The organism is Candidatus Microbacterium phytovorans (assembly GCA_029202445.1).
Classification (GTDB): domain Bacteria; phylum Actinomycetota; class Actinomycetes; order Actinomycetales; family Microbacteriaceae; genus Microbacterium; species Microbacterium phytovorans.
The window spans coordinates 1,131,279-1,148,631 of sequence record CP119321.1; the positions used below are offsets into that span (position 1 = coordinate 1,131,279).

Annotated in this window: 15 protein-coding genes; 8 read left to right on the forward strand and 7 right to left on the reverse strand. The window is 69.9% G+C overall.

The annotated features are described in order from the left end of the window. From P0Y48_05460 to P0Y48_05470, 3 genes are all read left to right on the forward strand, one after another. Positions 1–966 carry a hypothetical protein gene (locus P0Y48_05460; GenBank protein WEK14650.1) on the forward strand — a complete coding sequence of 322 codons (966 nt, stop codon included), beginning with the start codon at positions 1–3 and terminating at the stop codon, positions 964–966. Between the two features lie 118 nt (positions 967–1,084). Further along, entirely contained in the window at positions 1,085–1,369 is a 285-nt protein-coding gene (locus P0Y48_05465; GenBank protein WEK14651.1) for a hypothetical protein, read from the forward strand. Between the two features lie 58 nt (positions 1,370–1,427). Further along, on the forward strand, positions 1,428–1,682 hold the full coding sequence (locus tag P0Y48_05470; GenBank protein ID WEK14652.1) for a hypothetical protein: 255 nt from the start codon (positions 1,428–1,430) through the stop codon (positions 1,680–1,682). Positions 1,683–1,707: 25 nt separating this feature from the next. Here P0Y48_05470 and P0Y48_05475 read toward each other — a convergent pair whose 3' ends face one another. Beyond that, on the reverse strand, positions 1,708–2,016 hold the full coding sequence (locus P0Y48_05475; GenBank protein ID WEK14653.1) for a helix-turn-helix transcriptional regulator: 309 nt from the start codon (positions 2,014–2,016) through the stop codon (positions 1,708–1,710). Between the two features lie 125 nt (positions 2,017–2,141). Between P0Y48_05475 and P0Y48_05480 the strand changes: the two genes are divergently transcribed. From P0Y48_05480 to P0Y48_05495, 4 genes are read left to right on the forward strand one after another with little or no spacing between them, the layout of a single operon-like run. Next, entirely contained in the window at positions 2,142–3,485 is a 1,344-nt protein-coding gene (locus tag P0Y48_05480; GenBank protein WEK14654.1) for a phosphotransferase, read from the forward strand. A gap of 14 nt (positions 3,486–3,499) precedes the next feature. Next, the gene (locus P0Y48_05485; GenBank protein WEK14655.1) at positions 3,500–4,639 is read left to right on the forward strand and encodes an acyltransferase; all 1,140 of its coding nucleotides are present in this window, start codon (positions 3,500–3,502) and stop codon (positions 4,637–4,639) included. Between the two features lie 28 nt (positions 4,640–4,667). Next, positions 4,668–7,154 carry a glycosyltransferase gene (locus P0Y48_05490; protein ID WEK14656.1) on the forward strand — a complete coding sequence of 829 codons (2,487 nt, stop codon included), beginning with the start codon at positions 4,668–4,670 and terminating at the stop codon, positions 7,152–7,154. Next, entirely contained in the window at positions 7,151–8,236 is a 1,086-nt protein-coding gene (locus P0Y48_05495) for a glycosyltransferase (GenBank protein ID WEK14657.1), read from the forward strand. Before P0Y48_05490 ends, P0Y48_05495 begins: the two co-directional genes overlap by 4 nt. 28 nt (positions 8,237–8,264) lie before the next feature. Here the strand turns inward: P0Y48_05495 and P0Y48_05500 are convergent, their stop codons facing one another. The 4 genes from P0Y48_05500 to P0Y48_05515 all read right to left on the reverse strand — a co-directional run bounded on the left by P0Y48_05500 (position 8,265) and on the right by P0Y48_05515 (position 14,637). Then, positions 8,265–10,280 carry a hypothetical protein gene (locus P0Y48_05500; GenBank protein ID WEK14658.1) on the reverse strand — a complete coding sequence of 672 codons (2,016 nt, stop codon included), beginning with the start codon at positions 10,278–10,280 and terminating at the stop codon, positions 8,265–8,267. 81 nt (positions 10,281–10,361) lie between these two features. Further along, positions 10,362–11,843 carry a CDP-glycerol glycerophosphotransferase family protein gene (locus P0Y48_05505; GenBank protein ID WEK14659.1) on the reverse strand — a complete coding sequence of 494 codons (1,482 nt, stop codon included), beginning with the start codon at positions 11,841–11,843 and terminating at the stop codon, positions 10,362–10,364. Continuing rightward, positions 11,840–13,099, reverse strand: coding sequence for a CDP-glycerol glycerophosphotransferase family protein (locus tag P0Y48_05510; protein ID WEK14660.1), 1,260 nt, complete (start codon positions 13,097–13,099; stop codon positions 11,840–11,842). The genes P0Y48_05505 and P0Y48_05510 overlap by 4 nt, the downstream gene beginning before the upstream one ends. Before the next feature lie 71 nt (positions 13,100–13,170). Beyond that, positions 13,171–14,637, reverse strand: a complete 1,467-nt coding sequence (locus P0Y48_05515) for a trypsin-like peptidase domain-containing protein (GenBank protein WEK14661.1) — start codon at positions 14,635–14,637, stop codon at positions 13,171–13,173. 99 nt (positions 14,638–14,736) lie between these two features. Between P0Y48_05515 and P0Y48_05520 the strand changes: the two genes are divergently transcribed. Beyond that, on the forward strand, positions 14,737–15,951 hold the full coding sequence (locus P0Y48_05520) for an aminotransferase class I/II-fold pyridoxal phosphate-dependent enzyme (protein ID WEK14662.1): 1,215 nt from the start codon (positions 14,737–14,739) through the stop codon (positions 15,949–15,951). Positions 15,952–15,957: 6 nt separating this feature from the next. Here the strand turns inward: P0Y48_05520 and P0Y48_05525 are convergent, their stop codons facing one another. Together P0Y48_05525 and P0Y48_05530 are read right to left on the reverse strand one after the other, a co-directional pair. Further along, on the reverse strand, positions 15,958–16,794 hold the full coding sequence (locus P0Y48_05525; GenBank protein WEK14663.1) for a carbon-nitrogen hydrolase family protein: 837 nt from the start codon (positions 16,792–16,794) through the stop codon (positions 15,958–15,960). Then, positions 16,791–17,321, reverse strand: coding sequence for a DUF6328 family protein (locus tag P0Y48_05530; GenBank protein WEK14664.1), 531 nt, complete (start codon positions 17,319–17,321; stop codon positions 16,791–16,793). The genes P0Y48_05525 and P0Y48_05530 overlap by 4 nt, the downstream gene beginning before the upstream one ends. Between the last annotated feature and the right edge of the window lie 32 nt (positions 17,322–17,353).

Genomic DNA, 17,353 nt, shown 5'->3' on the forward strand with positions numbered 1-17,353 from the left:
ATGGCCGAGGTCCACCGCATCCACTCCCTGCCCGACGACGCGCCCTGGGACGGCGGGATTCCCCCCGAGGGCTCCCCCGAACACCCGCGCGTCGTGCGGATGCTCGACCGTGTGCTGGCCGTGCAGCGCCCCGCCGTCATCGCGCATCTCCGTAGTATCCGCCTGCGCCACCCCGATGCTGACGCCGGACAGATCGCGCGGATACTCGAACGTCGTTATCTGGCCGCCGTGACGACGGGAGGTGCCGCCGTCGGCGCCACCGCTGTCGTACCCGGGATCGGGACCGGAATGACGCTCGCACTCAGCGGCGCCGAAACCGTCGTGTTCCTCGAGGCGACGGCGCTCTTCGCGCAGTCCATGGCCGAACTGCACGGCATCCGCGTCGATGACCCCGACCGCGCGCGTGCGCTCGTCCTCACGCTCATGCTCGGCTCCGAAGGCGTCGATCTCGTCTCACAGTGGGCGCGACAGGCGTCGGGGCGTGGCGGCTCACGTGACAAGTACTGGGGCGAACTCGTCACGAAGTCGCTCCCGCGAGCGGCTATGGGACCGCTCGTCGACCGTCTCAAGACCGCCTTCGTCCGACAGTTCGCCGCCAAGGGCGGGGCTTCGATCCTCGGGAAGGCGCTGCCGTTCGGCATCGGAGCGGCCGTCGGCGGCACCGGCAATCACCTGCTCGGACGTCGGGTCGTCGTCCACGCACGCCGCGCCTTCGGGATCCCGCCCGCAACGTACCCTGCGGCCTTGGAGCCGCAGCCGGGCGCAGAGCGGATGGAGCGCTCGATGATGCGCGCCGCCCGCCATGCCGGCGGCAGGGTGGCGGGTGCGGGACGCGCGCTGTCGGATGCCGTCGTGCGAGCCGCCACTCCGCGGCGCGGCACACCCTCCTCTCGAAAGGGCGTCACAGCCACCGACGACGCGGCCGATCCGGCCGCGGGCGAGGGTGGCGACCGGCACCAAACGTGACGCGCCGCGCCCCTCGCGTCTCCTCCCCATCGAGGTGAGTCGCGGTGTTCTCCCCAGCACCTCGCAAGCACCTGCGGAGGACGCCTCGGGCGTCGGACTCGGTTCCTACGGTGGAGGGATGATGCGCACCAGGGAATCCGAACTGTCCACGGCCTACCCCGTCCCGTGGCGTGTCGAGCGCGTAAGCGACAGCCACCCGCTCGTCGTGAACTCCGGCTCCGAGCCCGCCGAAGCCGTGCGCGTGTTCCGGTCCGATGGCGATACCGCGCATTGGGGCAGCCTCGCACCGGGCGAGACGCTCGACGTCTGTCTGTGCGACGCGGACCTCGACACCGTGATCGTCACATTGTGCTGGTTCCGGCGCTCCACCGGGGTCGAGTACGCGTGGCGCTTCGTGATGTGACGGAGCGGATCGTGCGGCAACGATGGCGAGACGTACGGGCGCGGCGCACAATGGACGCATGGGACTGTTCCAGCAACGACCGGAGGAGCCGAGCGAGTGGGCGGGTCTGCCCGCCGAGCCGTGGGAGCCTCGGGGTCCCGCCGAACTCCTCGAGGAGCCTGCCGGATCGGCCGCCTCCGTGGCGGAGATCCCGCTGTTCGGCGACATCCCCGCGCGCACGACGATCGCCTACACGGCTGCGCCCGATCAGACGAAGGAAGCGTGGGTGCAGCCTCAGGGAGCGCCCGTCGACGGTGCCGACGACGCGGACTGAGTGCGCGCCGCGCGCGACGACCGGCTCAGCCGACCGACTCGCGACGACGGAGCTCGCGACGGAAGTCTGCCTCGGAATAGGGCGTGAGGTCTGGCGGCAGATCGTCGGCCCCGAGTCCGGCGACGAACTCCTCGGCCTTGACGTCGAGCGCCGTCGCCAACTGGATGAGCACGTACAGCGTCGGGTTGCCCTGACCGTTCTCGATCCGCGCGAGGTGGGAGACGTCGAGGTCGGCGCGCTCCGCGAGAGTCTTGCGGCTGATCGTCTGCTCATCGCGGAGAGAACGCACGAGGCGTCCCACGTGAGCGGATGCGCGGGAGCGTGCTTCAGCCATGCATCCAGCCTCCGGGCATCGCGCTCTTTGTCAGGCGGGTTTCATGCATGGGCTTTGATGCGTAGGATGCCCCTTCACCCGCGCGCTGCTCGACACCATCGCGATCACGGCAATACGCTCGCGTCATGGACAGCACGCTGGCGTGCCTCGTCGAATGGATGCCGCGCCAGCGCTGGTACTCCTCGAAGGGCCGCTCCCCCCTCCTGCGTCTCCTCACGACGCACGAGTGGCCGTCGGACGACCCCTCCGCCCGCGTGCGCACGCTCATCGTCGCCGATGAGGGAGCCGCTGTCACGGTCGTCTACCAGGTGCCCCTCGTGCTGCGAACCGTGCCACCTTCCGATGCGGCGGCGATCGTCGGTACGACGGAGGACGGGATCGTCCTGATCGACGGCCCTCGAGACGTTGCGTACACCGCCGCCCTGTGGAGAGCGCTCGACGCCACGCGCGGCGAGTCGACCTCGGCGGCCGACCCACACGCGCCCGTCCCTCGCGCTCGCGTACTCACGGGCGAGCAGTCGAACACCTCCGTCATCTTCGAACTCGAAGGCGCACCTCCGGTCATCTGCAAGGTCTTCCGTCAGCTGCATCCGGGGATCAACCCCGACATCGAGCTCCAGACAGCACTGGCCGAATCGGGTTCCCGGCACGTCCCTCGCGCCCGTGGGGCTGTGGCCGCATCGTGGGCCTCGCCAGACGGATCGGGGCCCACCGAGGGCTCGCTCGCGTTCGCTCAGGAGTTTCTTCCGGACGTCGCGGACGCGTGGCGCGTCGCTCGGCAGGCCGCGGAGTCGGGCGAGTCGTTCGCGGCATCCGCGCACGCTCTGGGCGCCGCCACGGCAGACGTGCACCTGAGCCTTGCCCGGGTGCTGCCGACCGCTGCCGCCGACCCGCAGGCGAGGGAAGCGATCGGTGCCGCGTGGCGGCGGCGCCTCGACATCGCCACCTCGGAGGTGCCCGCTCTGACCCGGCACCGCGACACGATCGCCGCGGTCTACGCGCGCGCCCATGACGCCGTGTGGGAGCCGCTGCAGAGGATCCACGGCGACTACCACCTCGGTCAGGTGCTGCACGCACAAGGCCGAGGATGGATCCTGCTGGACTTCGAGGGCGAGCCGATGCGTCCGATGAGCGAACGTCGTCGTCCGGACTCGCCCCTCCGCGACATCGCCGGCATGCTCCGGTCATTCGACTACGTCGCCGGTTCGCTGAGCACGGGCGGCGGGACACCACCCCCGAACCCCGCCTGGGCGGAGGAAGCGCGACGGGCCTTCCTCAGCGGATATGAAGCACGCAGCGGACACCCGGCCACGGGTCCCCTGCTCGATGCTTTCGAACTCGACAAGGCCGTGTACGAGGCGATCTATGAGAGCCGCAACCGGCCGGAATGGTTGGACATTCCGCTCGCGGCGATCGACCGACTCGTGGCGCGCGGGGCGACGGTGTCCCCTCCCGCGACCTCCGAGTAGATACCCTGGAGAGGATGTCCAGTCCCTCGCCTCGGGTCGCCGGCCGCATCGCGAGCCTCGACGGCCTTCGCGGGCTCGCCGCGACGATCGTCCTCCTCCATCACTGGCTCCTCATCGCGCGGCCGCTGCTGGAGGGGAGCCTGAGCTGGGCGATCATCTCGCAGTCCCCCGTCAAGCTCCTCACCGCCGGCAACGAGGCGGTGCTGGTCTTCTTCGTCCTGTCGGGGCTGGTCGTCGTGCTGCCCGTGTTCCGACCCGGCTTCTCGTGGATGGGCTTCCTCTCCGCGCGCATCGTCCGTTTGTACGGGCCGGTGATCGCGGCCCTCGCTCTGAGCGTCGCCCTGATCTACCTGGTGCCGCGCGACCGCTCGACGATGCCAGAGGGCTCGTGGATGGCGGAGACCCACGCCACGGACGTGACGTGGCAGAGCTTCCTCTTCCAGGCATCCCTCGTGCCACGTCAGTACCCCCTGAACAACCCGCTGTGGTCGCTCCACTGGGAGCTCCTGTATTCGATCCTGCTCCCCTTCGCCACCGCTCTCGCGCTCCTGGTGCGCCGGTGGGCGCTGACCGCGGTGGTCGTATGCTGTGCCATCAGCCTCGTAGGGCGCGTGTTCGAGCAGAGCGAGCTCCTGTACTTCCCGATCTTCCTGATCGGCACCATCATGGCGGCCCGGATGCCCGACCTCCTCGCGTGGGTCGAGCGTCCACGCGCGCGCTGGTTCATGCCGACGTTCGCCGCGGCGAGCGTCGTCATGCTGATCGCGAGTTGGCTCGCGCGTCCGATCGCTCCGAGCGGGAGCGAACTGAGCCACGTGCTGTGGGCGCTGGCGGCGCCGGGAGCGGCGGGCATCGTCGTCGTGAGCCTGGCATGGGCGCCGGCGATTCGCTTCCTCGAGACGCGGCCTCTGCAGTGGCTGGGCAAGATCTCCTTCAGCCTCTACCTCGTGCACGTCCCGGTGCTCGCAACACTCGCATTCGCTCTCGGCTCCGACCAGTGGCCCCTGATCGGCATCATCGGAATCCCCCTGAGCCTCCTGGTCGCCTGGGCGTTCTATCAGGCGGTCGAAGCTAGAATCCATCAGGCCGCGCGCCGCGTGCACCGCGCCGTCGCCGCTCGCGCGAATCGTCGCGCTGGCGAAGTCGCGCCCTGACCGTCTGCAACGAGAGCCTCCTACCGTCATGCCCATCCGTCTGCCCGCAGCCGCCCGCACGGCGCTCCGACGCGCGGGCCGCATTCTCGCCGCTGAGCAGATCGCGCTCTCGCGCCTGCGCCCCATCCAACCCCGCACCGTTCTCTATGAGTCGTTCGCGGGAAACGGCGCGCTGTGCAACCCGGAGGCGATCTTCCGAGCGCTCCTCGCCCATCCCGACTTCGCTGACCTTCAGCACGTGTGGGCGCTGAGCGAACCGCACGCCATCGCCGCTCTGCGGAGCGAGTTCCGAGGAGTTCGCAACGTGCGGATCGTGCGGCGCGGTGGCGCCGCCTATTGGCGCGCCCTGTCCACCGCCGGCTACCTCGTGAACAACGCGACGTTCCCCCCGGCGTTCGGGAAGCGGAGCGGACAGATCTACCTCAACACGTGGCACGGCACGCCGCTGAAGCTCATGGGGTTCGACATGCCCGGCGGCGCGATCGAGTCTGCCAACACCCTCCGCAACCTGCTCGCCGCCGACTACCTCCTCGCGGCGAACCCCTTCATGACCGAGGTCATGTACGAGGGCGCGTACCAGTTGCGCAACGTCTATCGCGGTTCCATCGTCGAGGAGGGCTATCCGCGCATCGATAGACAGCGCATGACGGATGCCGAAGCGAGCGCCGTTCGGGCCGACCTCGCCCGAAGCATGGGGCTGCCGTTGGCAGACCGCCGGCTGGTCGTGTTCGCGCCGACGTGGCGAGGGTCGTCGTTCCAGTCCCCCGACGCCGATCTCGCGCACCTGGCCGACCAGGCCGAGCGACTGCAGCGTGAACTCGGCGACGACGCGATCGTGCTCGTGAAGACGCATCAGATCGTGCACGCGCTGGCACGCCGCATCCCCTCACTGCAGCGGCTGCTCATCCCCCAGACACTTCCGACGAACGTCCTGCTGGGCGTGGCCGATGCCCTCGTGACCGACTACTCCTCGATCTTCTTCGACTACCTCGCCACCGGACGTCCCATCGGCTTCCTCGTCCCCGACGGCGACGCGTACGCCGCCGAACGTGGAACGTACCTTCCGCTGGATGAGCTTCCGGGTCCGGTCCACACAGACCCCTCGGCTCTGGGCTCCGCCCTGGCATCCCTCATGGCATCCGATGCCGCGCGCCACCCGCGTTACGACGAGTGGGCCGAGCGGTTCACCCCTTACGAAGACGGCGGCGCGACGTCACGCGTCATCGACGTGGTGTTCCGGGGCCGCACCGAAGGCCGGCGCGTCCGCACGGCCGTACGCGACGGGCGGACGCGCCTGCTCTTCTACCTCGGTGGCATCCGGATGAACGGGATCACCACTTCGGCGGTGAACCTGCTGAACTCGCTCGATCCCGAACGCTACGACGTGACGGCGCTCATGGCCCTGCCGCGCGGGGAGACGACCCGCCGGAACCAGCAGCGTTTGCATCCCGGCATCCGCCAGGTGTTCCGCATCGGCGGCATGAACGGTTTGAAGGTCCGCCAGCTCGCACGCCGCGTTGCCGACGTGAGCACCGACCCGCTGCGGGCACACCGCCGTCTCGGTCACCGCACGCTGTGGCACGACGAGTGGACGCGCATCTTCGGTTCCGCGAAGTTCGACTGGGTGGCAGACTTCAGCGGCTACAGCCCGTTCTGGGCGCACCTCATGCTCCACTCCCCACGCGCCGTGCGCGCCATCTGGCTGCACAACGAGATGGCGGCGGACCGGGAACGCACCGTGGGTGGACGGCAGCCGTTCCGCCACTCCCTCGGTCGGGTGTTCGCGATGTACCGCGCCTACGACCAGCTCGTGTCGGTGTCGCCGGCTCTGACGGCGCTCAATCGCGACGAACTCTCCGCCTATGCTCCGGCCGATCGCTTCCGCACGCTGCGCAATCTTCCCGACGCCGTCGGGGCCCCCTCGCCGGCGCCGCGCCAGTCCGAGGATTCGGAGGACGGCCTCGTGGAGGGCTGGCGCACAGCCCTCGCGGAGCCGGATCGTCGGCGCTTCGTGACGGTCGGACGTCTGTCGACGGAGAAGAACCACGCGCGTCTCATCCGCGCCTTCGCTCGCGTTCACGCCGACGCACCGCACACCCAGCTGTTCATCGTCGGCGGGGGTCCGCTTGCCGGAGTGCTTCGCGAGCAGGTGCAGCAGGCGGGGTTGGATGCCGCGGTGTTCCTCACCGGACCTCAGGACGACCCGCTGTCGATCATGCGCCGCAGCGACTGCTTCGTCTTGTCGAGCGACTACGAAGGTCAGCCGATGGTTCTCATCGAAGCCGCGCAGCTCGGCCTCCCTATCGTCTCTACGGCCTTCGGCTCCGCGGAGGGCGCCCTGCCTGGCGACGCGATGCACATCGTGCCGCGCGACGACGATGCTCTGGCGTCGGGAATGCGCGCGTTCCTCGACGGCGACGTTCCCCCCACGAGCCTCGACGTCGCCGAGTACACGGCGGAGGTGCTGGCCCAGTTCGACACGCTGATGCCGGATCCGGGATCATCGAGGGCATGACCCGCGACGCCGCCGTCCCTCCCGCCGGAGCGGGCGTCACGTTCGTCATGCCTGTGCTGAACGAGCGGGACTATCTGGAGCGTGCCGTTCACACGGTTCTCGCGCAGGATGTCGACGGCCCGAGTGAGCTCGTGCTCGCGCTCGGCCCGTCGACCGACGGAACGACCCGCCTCGCGGAGGAGCTGGCGTCCCATGACGCCCGTATCCGCCTCGTCCACAACCCCGCCGCCGACATCCCGATCGGCCTCAATCTCGCGATCGCCGCGGGCAGCTTCCCCACGATCGTGCGCGTCGACGCGCACTCCGAACTCGCTCCCGGGTACACCCGCCGAGCCCTCGACACTCTCGCCGAGGTGCGCGCGGCCAACGTGGGCGGCGTCATGCGCGCGGAGGGTCGAACCGCCTTCCAGCGCGCCGTGGCATGGGCATACAACTCGCCGATCGGCCTCGGCGGAGGCGCGTACCACGGCGGCCATACGGCGGGCGAAGCCGAGTCTGCCTATCTGGGTGTCCTGCGGCGCAGCGTGCTGGAGGAGGTCGGAGGATTCGACGAGTCGATCCGTCGGGGTGAGGACTGGGAGTTGAACCTCCGCATCCGCAGAGCCGGTTACCGGGTGTGGTTCGATCCGAGCCTGTCCGTGACCTATTGGCCGCGCGAGCGCTGGTTGCGGCTGGTCCGACAGTTCCACGCGACCGGAATCTGGCGAGGCGAGCTCGTGCGCCGCTACGGACGTCGCAACTCCGCGCGATTCTTCGCGCCCCCGGCGCTGGCACTCGCCATCATCGTGTCGGTCGTCGTCGGCCTTCTCCAAGCGATCGGCGTGGTCCGCGGTCCGGCCTCCTCCTGGGCGTGGCTGGCCCACATCCCCGTGGCGGCCTACGCGGTGGTGCTCATGATCGTGGCCAGTCTCCCGCCGTCGAGCGGGATGCCGCGGCGCACGCTGCGGGAACGCCTCTGGAGCCTCGCAGTGCTGCCCTCCATGCACGTGGCGTGGGGCACCGGCTTTCTTCGCGGGGTGGCACGCGGCGCGCGTGACACCGTCGACACTTCCCGCCTGCGCCGTAACACTCCCCTGCCCTGACGGCGATCACGCCGTGGGCGGCGTCTCGTCACCCGTACGGATCGAACATCTTCACCGTGTACCGGTACGTGGACGCCGCGGCACCTCGGATGCCGGTCACGCTCACGGTGTAGCTCCGCGACGACGAGCCCTTAGGGAGCACGACGCCGCTCACCTGGAAGGTGATCGTGTTCGGACCGTACCCGTCGACGACGGTGTACTTCCGGACGGACAGCTTCGTTCCGCTTCCGTTGGTGACCGTGACCCGAGCGTTCCGGAAATCGGCGCCGGGGTCAGACGAGGACAGCGACCAGAGCCCCTCGGGATTCAACTGTTTGGGGAACCATCCGGCTGACGGCCACTCCATCCAGTCCGGCTCCGCGTTGTACCGGGAGGTGACGGGACCGTTGGTGCCCATCACGGTGAGAGTGTTGGCCTTGCTCGTGGAGCCGGTACCCATGGCGGTGATCGTGGGTTCGAGAATCCAGCGGCGATGACCGGCTACGACGTTGGAGGGCCCCGGGTCGTCCATGTAGCCGACGACGGCACGGGCGCCGGTGGCGTAGTTGAGCGAGCCGCTGAACCCGCTGCCGAGGTAGAGATTCGATCGTGCGGCCGCCGACGCGCCCGACGAAGACCAGCAGGCGCCGGACCTGCTCGGGTAGTGGGTGATCTGGTTCCGTGCCTGCATCATGAGCGAGTTTCGCAGGGCGGGCGCACGCCAGCTCGAGACGAATCGAACGCCGTCGAGCTGGTTGAGGGCACGCACGACGTTGACGGCGTTGAGCGTGGCACGCTGGGAGGCCGCGGACTCGGACCCGAGCACGCAGCCGCGGGTGCTGCCGGTCCACCCGGTCGTGACCCGCAGCCCGGGTGCGAGGATGCGCTTGTAGGCGGAGGCGACCGATGCCCGGCTGGATGTGCGCAGCAGCAGCACGCGGTCCGACGTCGCCGACGTCATCGTCGCCGCCGCGTATCCGCTCTTGCGCCCGGCGACCTTCACGACGATGTTCTTCCCGGACTGTGCCGTGGTCAGCACGAATGACCGGGAGTCGGCATCGGGGATGGCGACGTGATCGGCGTACCACTGGATGCGCAGTGTCGTGCCGGTGGTCCATGTTCCCGTTCGCACGGTCAGCTTCTCGCCGTACTTCACCGTCCCGCTGATCGTGGGGACGGGCGCGAGGATGGCCTTGGGCGTCGCCGTCGACGTGCGGGCGACAGCGGCGAAGCCGGGCTTGCTCCCCGTGACGGCGACCGAAATCCGTTCGTGCTGCTGCGCAGCGGCGAGCACGAGCGTACGACTCTGCGCCCCCGGGATCGGGATGCCGTCGCCCAGCCATTGATAGGTGAAGCCGACACCGGCATCCCACGTCCCTGTGACGGCGGTGAGCTTGCTACCGACCCGCGCCGTTCCCGACACCGTCGGGATGGGCGTGAGGGAGAGCTGACTCGGGCCTGTGGAGGTCTGGGTGACGATGCCGCTGAACTCGAACCACCCGCTCGAGCCCAGGTCGCCCCACACCTGCCACGTCAGCGTGTGGGTACCGGCGACCGGAAGCCGCCACGACTTCCCGGTGGAGGAGACGACGGCGGTGTCGGACGTCGGGACGGGGATGACTCCGTCGATCTGCCGCAACGGGTTGCTCTGGGCGGTGGTGGTGGTGAGCGCCGGGAGGGTGATGCGCTGGTGGGAGAGGTCCGCCGTCTCGAGCTTGGCGAGGCCTGCGAGCGGGCGTGCGTCCAGGATGCGGTTGCCGCCCAGCCACGCGGAGGTCAGGTTCACGAGGGCCTCGATGCCGCCGAGGTTGTCGATGTCGCCGAAGCCGTCGCCCTCGCTCGCGTAGAGGTACTCGATACTCGCGGCTTCCGTCGTGGTGACAGGCGCATCCGGCGCACGTTCCCATGAGAGCGACGCGTTCACCGCTCGCTGAAGGTCGGGATCGGCGAAGACGACGTCGTCCACCGCCTCGGCGGGTGGTGCCGCGGCGACGAGTGCGACGACCAGCGCGGTCGACGACAGCACAGCGCGGAAGACCGGACGCGACGATGCAGCAGCGGACATGATGACCCCCGTCAGGACGCCCCCAGCGACATCCTGGGGCTCATTGTGCCGCACCGACGCGTGCGGCGACAGAGGGCGAGGTCAGCGCGTCAAATACTTCTGATCCAGAAGGCGCGCAACGACACGCTCGGCGGCATGTCCGTCATCCCGTGCATTGAAGCGCTCACGCCACGACGCGTACCGGTCGAGGTAGCGCTGCTCGACATCGCCGTCGAGGATCGCGGCCTCGAGCTGCTCCTGCGTCGCCGTGAGCGGTCCGGGCGCGTGACGCTCGAGGTCGAAGTAGAAGCCGCGCAACTCCCCCCGGTAATGATCGAGGTCGGGGGCGAAGAAGTAGATCGGCTTCCCCGTGACCGTGAAGTCGAACATGACCGAGGAGTAGTCCGTCACGAGCATGTCGGCGACCAGCAGCAGACGGGAGACATCGGGATACGAGGTGACGTCGATGACGCGCGGGCGACGTCGATCGCCGGCGTCCCCGACATCTCCGCCGCGGGTGGTCGCGTCCTCCCCGGCAGAGAGCGTGCGCGAGTGGCCGCGCACGAGAACGACCGTGCCGGTGGCCGCGGCGAGCCGCTGGAGGTCGAGGAAGTCGACGACCTGATCTCTGTCGTCACGCCAGGTCGGGGCGTAGAGGAGGACACGGTCGTCCTCGCCGAGCCCCAGCTGCCCGCGTACGTCGGCTCCGTCACCCCTGACCAGCACGTCGTTGCGCGGGTATCCCTCGATCCAGACCGGACGGCGGCGGAACGCGTACGCACCCCGAAGGATGCCGGCGGCATAGGGGTTCTGGGCGAGAAGCACGTTCCATCGGCGCGCCTCACGCAGCACCGCCACAGCGCGCCGGAGGTGGAACCCGGGCCGGTGGAGGGCCAGGCGTTTGAGGGGCGTCCCATGCCACGTCTGAAGGACCACCTGACCCGGGCGGCGTACGAAACGACGCCGCAGCCAGTCGTTGACCACGAGCAGTCGCGCGGCTCCTCGCGCACGCCACCACTCAGGACTGCCTTCCACCACCGGTATCGCACCCTCGGGAACGGCGACGGAGAGATCGGCGACGCTCCAGTAGCGAACCAGCCCCGGCAGGACGCGAGTGAGCTCTCGATCGATGGCCAGCGGGTTGCAGCTCGCATTGCGACCATAGAAGCTCTCGAAGAACACAGCCTCCTCGAGTCCCAGCGGGCGGGTGGCGTACCGGCGCTCGAGGGCGTCCTGCCCCTCGCCCGAATCGTAGGCCGGATCGATCGGCGGGCCGATCTCGACGTGCCCGTCGTGCAACGAAGCGCGAAGCAGCCCCAGCTGTGCAAGCGGGAGGTCGACGTCGACGGGCAGCACGGTGCCATCGTCGGCACTCACCCGGAGGCTGTACCTCCCGGCCGGCAGCGGCAGGGGGTCGCTCCCCCAGCGTGCGGCCCGCAGCGGGACGACGGCGCGCCACGTCTTCCCACGACCGGTCACGGCAGCCGACACGCTTGCTCGGGGCCCGCGCAGTTCCACGGCAGGTCTGGCGCCGCTGCCGTGCAGTTCCAGCACGGGTCCTTCGGCGAATCGTGCGCGGATCATGCCGTCGCTCCTCTCCGGCCGCCCCGTACGCGGTGCCGCGCGCCCTGCAACGCCCGGATGCGGCGATGCACGCGTTCGGTGTTGCCGCCGTCCCGATGGGCGTGGACCGCGCGGTCGAGAGCGACGGCGCGCGCGACGCGGCGTTCGCGCTCGTCGGCGTCCGAGAGGACGTGCTCCACCTGCGCGACGGCGTGGGTCCACGACTGCGCCTCGGAATCGTGCGTCACCTCGGCGTAGTGGCCGTAGAAGCCCCGTTCTCGCGCGTAGGCGACGGCATCGGGGGCGAGGAAGACCACCGGCAGAGGCACGAGAGAAGCATCGAAGATGAGCGACGAGTAGTCGGTCAGCAGAAGGCTCATCGCCGGGAGAAGCGGTGTCACGTCGGCGACGAGGTCGCTTCCGAGCAGCCTCACGCGCTCACCCAACCCCGGCGTGTAGTCCCCCGCGCCGAGCGGATGCGACCGCACGAGCAGCATTGCATCGGTCGCCTCCAGCGCCGCGCGGATGCTCACCCAGTCGGCCTCGGTGGGCACCGCGGGATCGGGAGCGCCGTCACGCCAGGTGGGTGCATAGAGCACGAGACGCCGATCCCCGACATCGCCGACCGCCGCGACGACCGCCGCGCGTGCCCGCGCACGTCGCTCCTCGTCCGTCCCCTGTGACAGCACGTCGACCCGGGGTTCGCCCGTCACCGGGACCCGCTCGTCGGATAGCGCGAAGGCGGACTCGAGGCGCCCCCGGACGACGTGCGACGCGGCCGGCAGCAGGGCGATGCGTCGCTGCGTCGCGCGATACAGCGCCGCGATCAGCGGACGGAGCAGGGGAAGAGGGGCACGGAGGGTGGCGGGAGAGTCCAGGCCGATCCGCTTCAGCGGGATCCCGTGCCAGAGCTGCACGAGCAATCCCCCACCCGTCGCGTAGCGGTTGACGTCTCCGAACCCGTGGGTGACCACGATGACCTCGGCGCGTGCCGTGCGCCAGAAGCCGCGCAGCGACCCCTTGCGGACGGTGGGGATGCCGCGCGCAGCGGCCTCGGCATCCTGTCGCTCGTCGGCGGTCAGCCAGACCGCGCGCGCTCCCTCACGGGTCGCGACCTGCCACAGCGCGAGGGCACCGTCCGCGATTCCCACCGCACAGCCGAACACCCAGGCGTCGCGCGAGCGGGGAACGATCGCTGTCACGAGGCGTCCGATCGCGTAGAGCGGGATACGCGCCAACTGGGCGGCGTTGCCCGCAGAGAAGGAGAAGGACGCCACCCCGCGAGCCTATCGCGGGGTGGCGTCCTGTCTTCCGTGGCGACCTCCCGGGCGCAGCGAGGTTGGGCGGGTTACTGCGTAAGGGTGCCGAGGGTCACCTCGACGGATGCCGTCTGCCCGTCACGCTGGTAGACGACCGTCGCCGTCGCCCCCGCCGCCAGCGCACGGACCTGGGCGGTCAGGTCGGTCGCGTCGGTGATGGGGAGACCGTTGAACGAGGTCACCACGTCACCGGCCTTGAGCCCCGCCTCTGCGGCGGCCCCACCCTGTGTGACCTCGCTGATGTAGGCGCCCGCGACGGTCGCATCCTCCTGGGAGGCGGCGTCACCCACCATCGCGCCGAGGAGACCGTGCGTCGCCTCGCCCTTGTCGATCAGCTCGTCGGTGATCCGCTTCACGACGTTGGAGGGAATCGAGAAGCCGACGCCGATGGAGCCCGACTGGCTCGAGCTCGATCCGCCCGTCGAGGCGATCGCGACGTTGATGCCGATGAGCGCGCCGTCGGAGTCCACGAGGGCCCCACCGGAGTTGCCCGGGTTGATGGCGGCGTCGGTCTGGATGACCGCGATCGAGATGGAACTGTTCGACGAGGACTGCTGCTGGCCCTGCCCGAAGTCGAACTGGAAGGGCGACTCGCCCTCACCCTGCTGCTGGTCTTCGTCCTGACCCTCGGGCGCGGCCGAACTGGCGATCTGGATCGAGCGGTTCAGCGCACTGACGATTCCGGTGGTCACGGTGTTGGAGAGGCCGAGCGGCGCTCCCACGGCCACCGTCTGGTCGCCCACGTTGAGCGCCCCGGAGTCGGCGAACTCGATGGGGGTGAGCCCCGATGCGTCCTCCAGCTTGATGACCGCCAGGTCGTAGGTGGGGTCGGTGCCCACGACGGTTGCTTTGTACACCTTGCCGTCGGAGGTGGTCACGGTGATGTCCGCGCTCCCGGTCGCACCGTCGAGTGTGACCACGTGTGTGTTCGTGACGACGTAACCGTCGCTCGTGAGCACGACACCCGATCCGGTTCCGCCCGACGACGAGGAGGTCGCCGAGATCGTGACGACGCTCGGGAGCACCTTCGCCGCGATCGCCGTGGTCTGGGTCACGGAGTCGGTGTTGTTGACGGTGACGGTGGACGGAGCCGCGGTCACGACGGTCGATCCCGCGACGCCGAACAGCGAGGCGCCGGCCGCCGACCCACCGAGCCCGGCCGCCCCGCCGACGAGAGCGGCGGCGACCATGATCGCGACGATCTTGCCCGCGCCGACGCGTCCCGACGCCTCCGGCTCTTCCGCGACGCCTGCCGAGGTCGAAACGTGCCCACCCTGGGGGGCGGTCCCGAGCGGAACGGTCGGCTGGGTCGGCTGGTGGTGGAACGCGGAACCGTACGACGGGCCCTGCGGCGCCGCCGTCGGCAGGGGCGGACGCGGCGGCACGACCTGCTCGAACGGGGCGGGCTGCTCGAACGGGGCGGGCTGCTCGACGCCGGTGGGCTGCTCGGCCGCGGCGGGAGTCGGGTCGTTCTCGGGGGATGATGTGGTGCTCATGGCGTTTCCTTCTTTCCAAGACGACTTCAGCATGGCCCCGGTTTCTGTGCGTTCCTTATGCCCGCACCCCGATGTCGCTATGCGTGTAGCGTGAGGCCGATGCGACACGTCCCCGGAGCCTGGTCCCGCGCTGCCCGCGGAGCAGGCCTCCTCGGTCCCGACGGCACCGGCATCCCCACCATCTTCGCCGAGATGAGCGCCCTCGCGGTCGAACACGGAGCGATCAACCTCGGGCAGGGCTTCCCCGACGAGGACGGCCCGGCCGTCGTCCTCGAAGCGGCTCGTGCCGCGATCGCCTCCGGAGGCAACCAGTATCCGCCGGGACGCGGAACCGCGGACCTGCGCGCGGCGATCTCCGAGCATCAAGCGCGCTTCTACGGCATCCCCGTGGATCCCGACCGCGAGGTGCTCGTGACCGCCGGGGCGACCGAAGGGCTCGCGGCGACGCTTCTCGCGCTCATCGACGGTCCGGGCGACGAGGTCGTCGTCTTCGAGCCCTACTACGACGCCTACGCCGCGTGTGTCGCTCTCGCCGGTGCGCGCCTCGTGACGGTGCCGCTGCGACGGCCCGACTTCCAGCCCGATGCGGACGACCTCCGCCGCGCCGTCACCGACCGCACGCGCGTCATCCTCGTCAACGACCCGCACAACCCCACGGGTGCTGTGCTGACCGAGGACGTCCTGGACGAGGTGGTGCGGCTGGCCGCTCGTCACGACGCAGTCATCGTGACCGACGAGGTCTACGAGCACCTGGTGTTCGGCGCGCCTCACGTGCCCATCGCACGCCGCGAGGAGGCACGGGAGCGCACGCTCACGATCTCGTCCGGAGGGAAGACGTTCTCCACGACGGGCTGGAAGATCGGCTGGGTCACCGGCCCGGCGGAGCTCGTCGACGCGGTGCTCGCGGTCAAGCAGTGGCTCACGTACGTCAACGGCGGACCCTTCCAGCCGGCGATCGCGGTGGGGTTGCGCCTGGACGACGGATTCTTCACAGATCTCGCCGCCACGCTCGCCGACAAGCACGAGGTGCTGGCGGCCGGCCTTCGCTCCGCGGGCTTCGACGTGATCCCGCCGCGTGGCGGCTACTTCACCGTCGCGGATGCAGCGGACCTCTGCGATCGACTGGGCGTAGCGGATGCCGATGCCCTCTGCCGTCTGATGCCCGCCCGCGCGGGGGTCGCCGCGATCCCGTTGACCGCGTTCGTCACGCCCGAGCATCGGCAGGACTACGCGACGCTCGTGCGATTCGCCGCATGCAAGCGGGTGGACGTCATCGAGGAGGCATCGGCGCGCCTGGCCGCCCTCGGTCGCTGACGCTGCTCAGCTGCGCGTCGCGTCGGGGGCCGGTGTTCCCGTGCGCGGTGTGACGGCGAACCGCCGTAGCCGCAGTGCGGGGTTGACGCGACGCACACGATCGACCGCCTCGGGGTCGAGGTGTGCCACCGCGACATCCCTAGCGGTCCCCACAGCGGCGATCTCGACCCCCTGAGGGTCGACGATCATGGAGGCGCCGACACCGAGAGGCGGCGGATGATCCGCCGCCGCGACGAAGAGGGTGTTCTCGATGGCGCGCGCGTGCAGGAGCGTGCGCCAGTGGTGCTCTTTGAGCGGACCGCGTACCCACTCCGCCGCGACGAGCACGACATGAGCGCCCGTGTCGGCGAGCAGTCGTGCCACTTCCGGGAAGCGCAGGTCGTAGCAGGTCATCAAGGCGAAGCGGATGCCGTCGACCTCGAACGTCTGGGGCTCGCCGATCTCCCCCGGCTCGACCCAATCCGACTCCCGCTGACCGAAGGCGTCGTAGAGGTGCAGTTTCCGGTAGACGGCCCGCACGCCCGACCCGTCGACGGCGATCACAGCGTTGCGCACCCGCCGTCCACCCCCGCGTTCGAGGAGGCCTGCCACCACCGTGACGCCGTGGCGCTGCGCGAGCTCGCGGAGCGCGCCGGCGAACGGACCGTCGATCTCCTGGGCGTGCTCGACGAGCGAGTCGTCGAAAGGATCGAGGAAGTAGCTCGCGTACTCCGGGAACAGGACGACGCGCGCTCCCCGCGCTGCGGCGCGTTCGGTGAGCTCGCCGATGGCCGCGAGGTTGGCGTCCTCATCAGCCGTCGGAGCGAACTGCGCGACCGCGACGGCGACGGCATCCCGGCTCATCGACTGCTCGCTTCGATCCGATGCGAGCGCACGAGGACGGGCATGACGATCCAGAGGAGGACGATGACGAGGGCCATCACGCCGCCCGTCACCCAGGCGGCGGCGTCACCCACCACGATGTCGAACACGAATGCCACCACACCCACCATCATGGCGGACACCGTCAGCAGGGCGGTCAGCAGTGAGGCGTGGCCGTAGGCGACGATGGTCGGCTTCACACCGCGCCGGAACAGCAGACGGTGCAGGGCGACCGGTGCGAGCGCGATGATCGCGCTGAGCGCCGCGAGTACCACCAGTACGAGGTAGAACGTCCGCTGCCCCGACGACAGGTCGGCGAACGCCGGCTGGAACGCGAGCGCCAGAAGGAATCCCGTCAGGATCTGGGTCCCGGTCTGCAGCACCCGCAGCTCCTGCAGGACCTCGCTCCAGTTGCGGTCCGCACGCTCGTTGGCCGTCTCCTCGCGCCCGTCGCCCGGGCGGGCGTCCGGCGCGGGGTCGGCGGCGGGTGAGGCCGATGTGGATCCCATGCGGCCATCCTCGCTCGCCACACTCGTCTGGG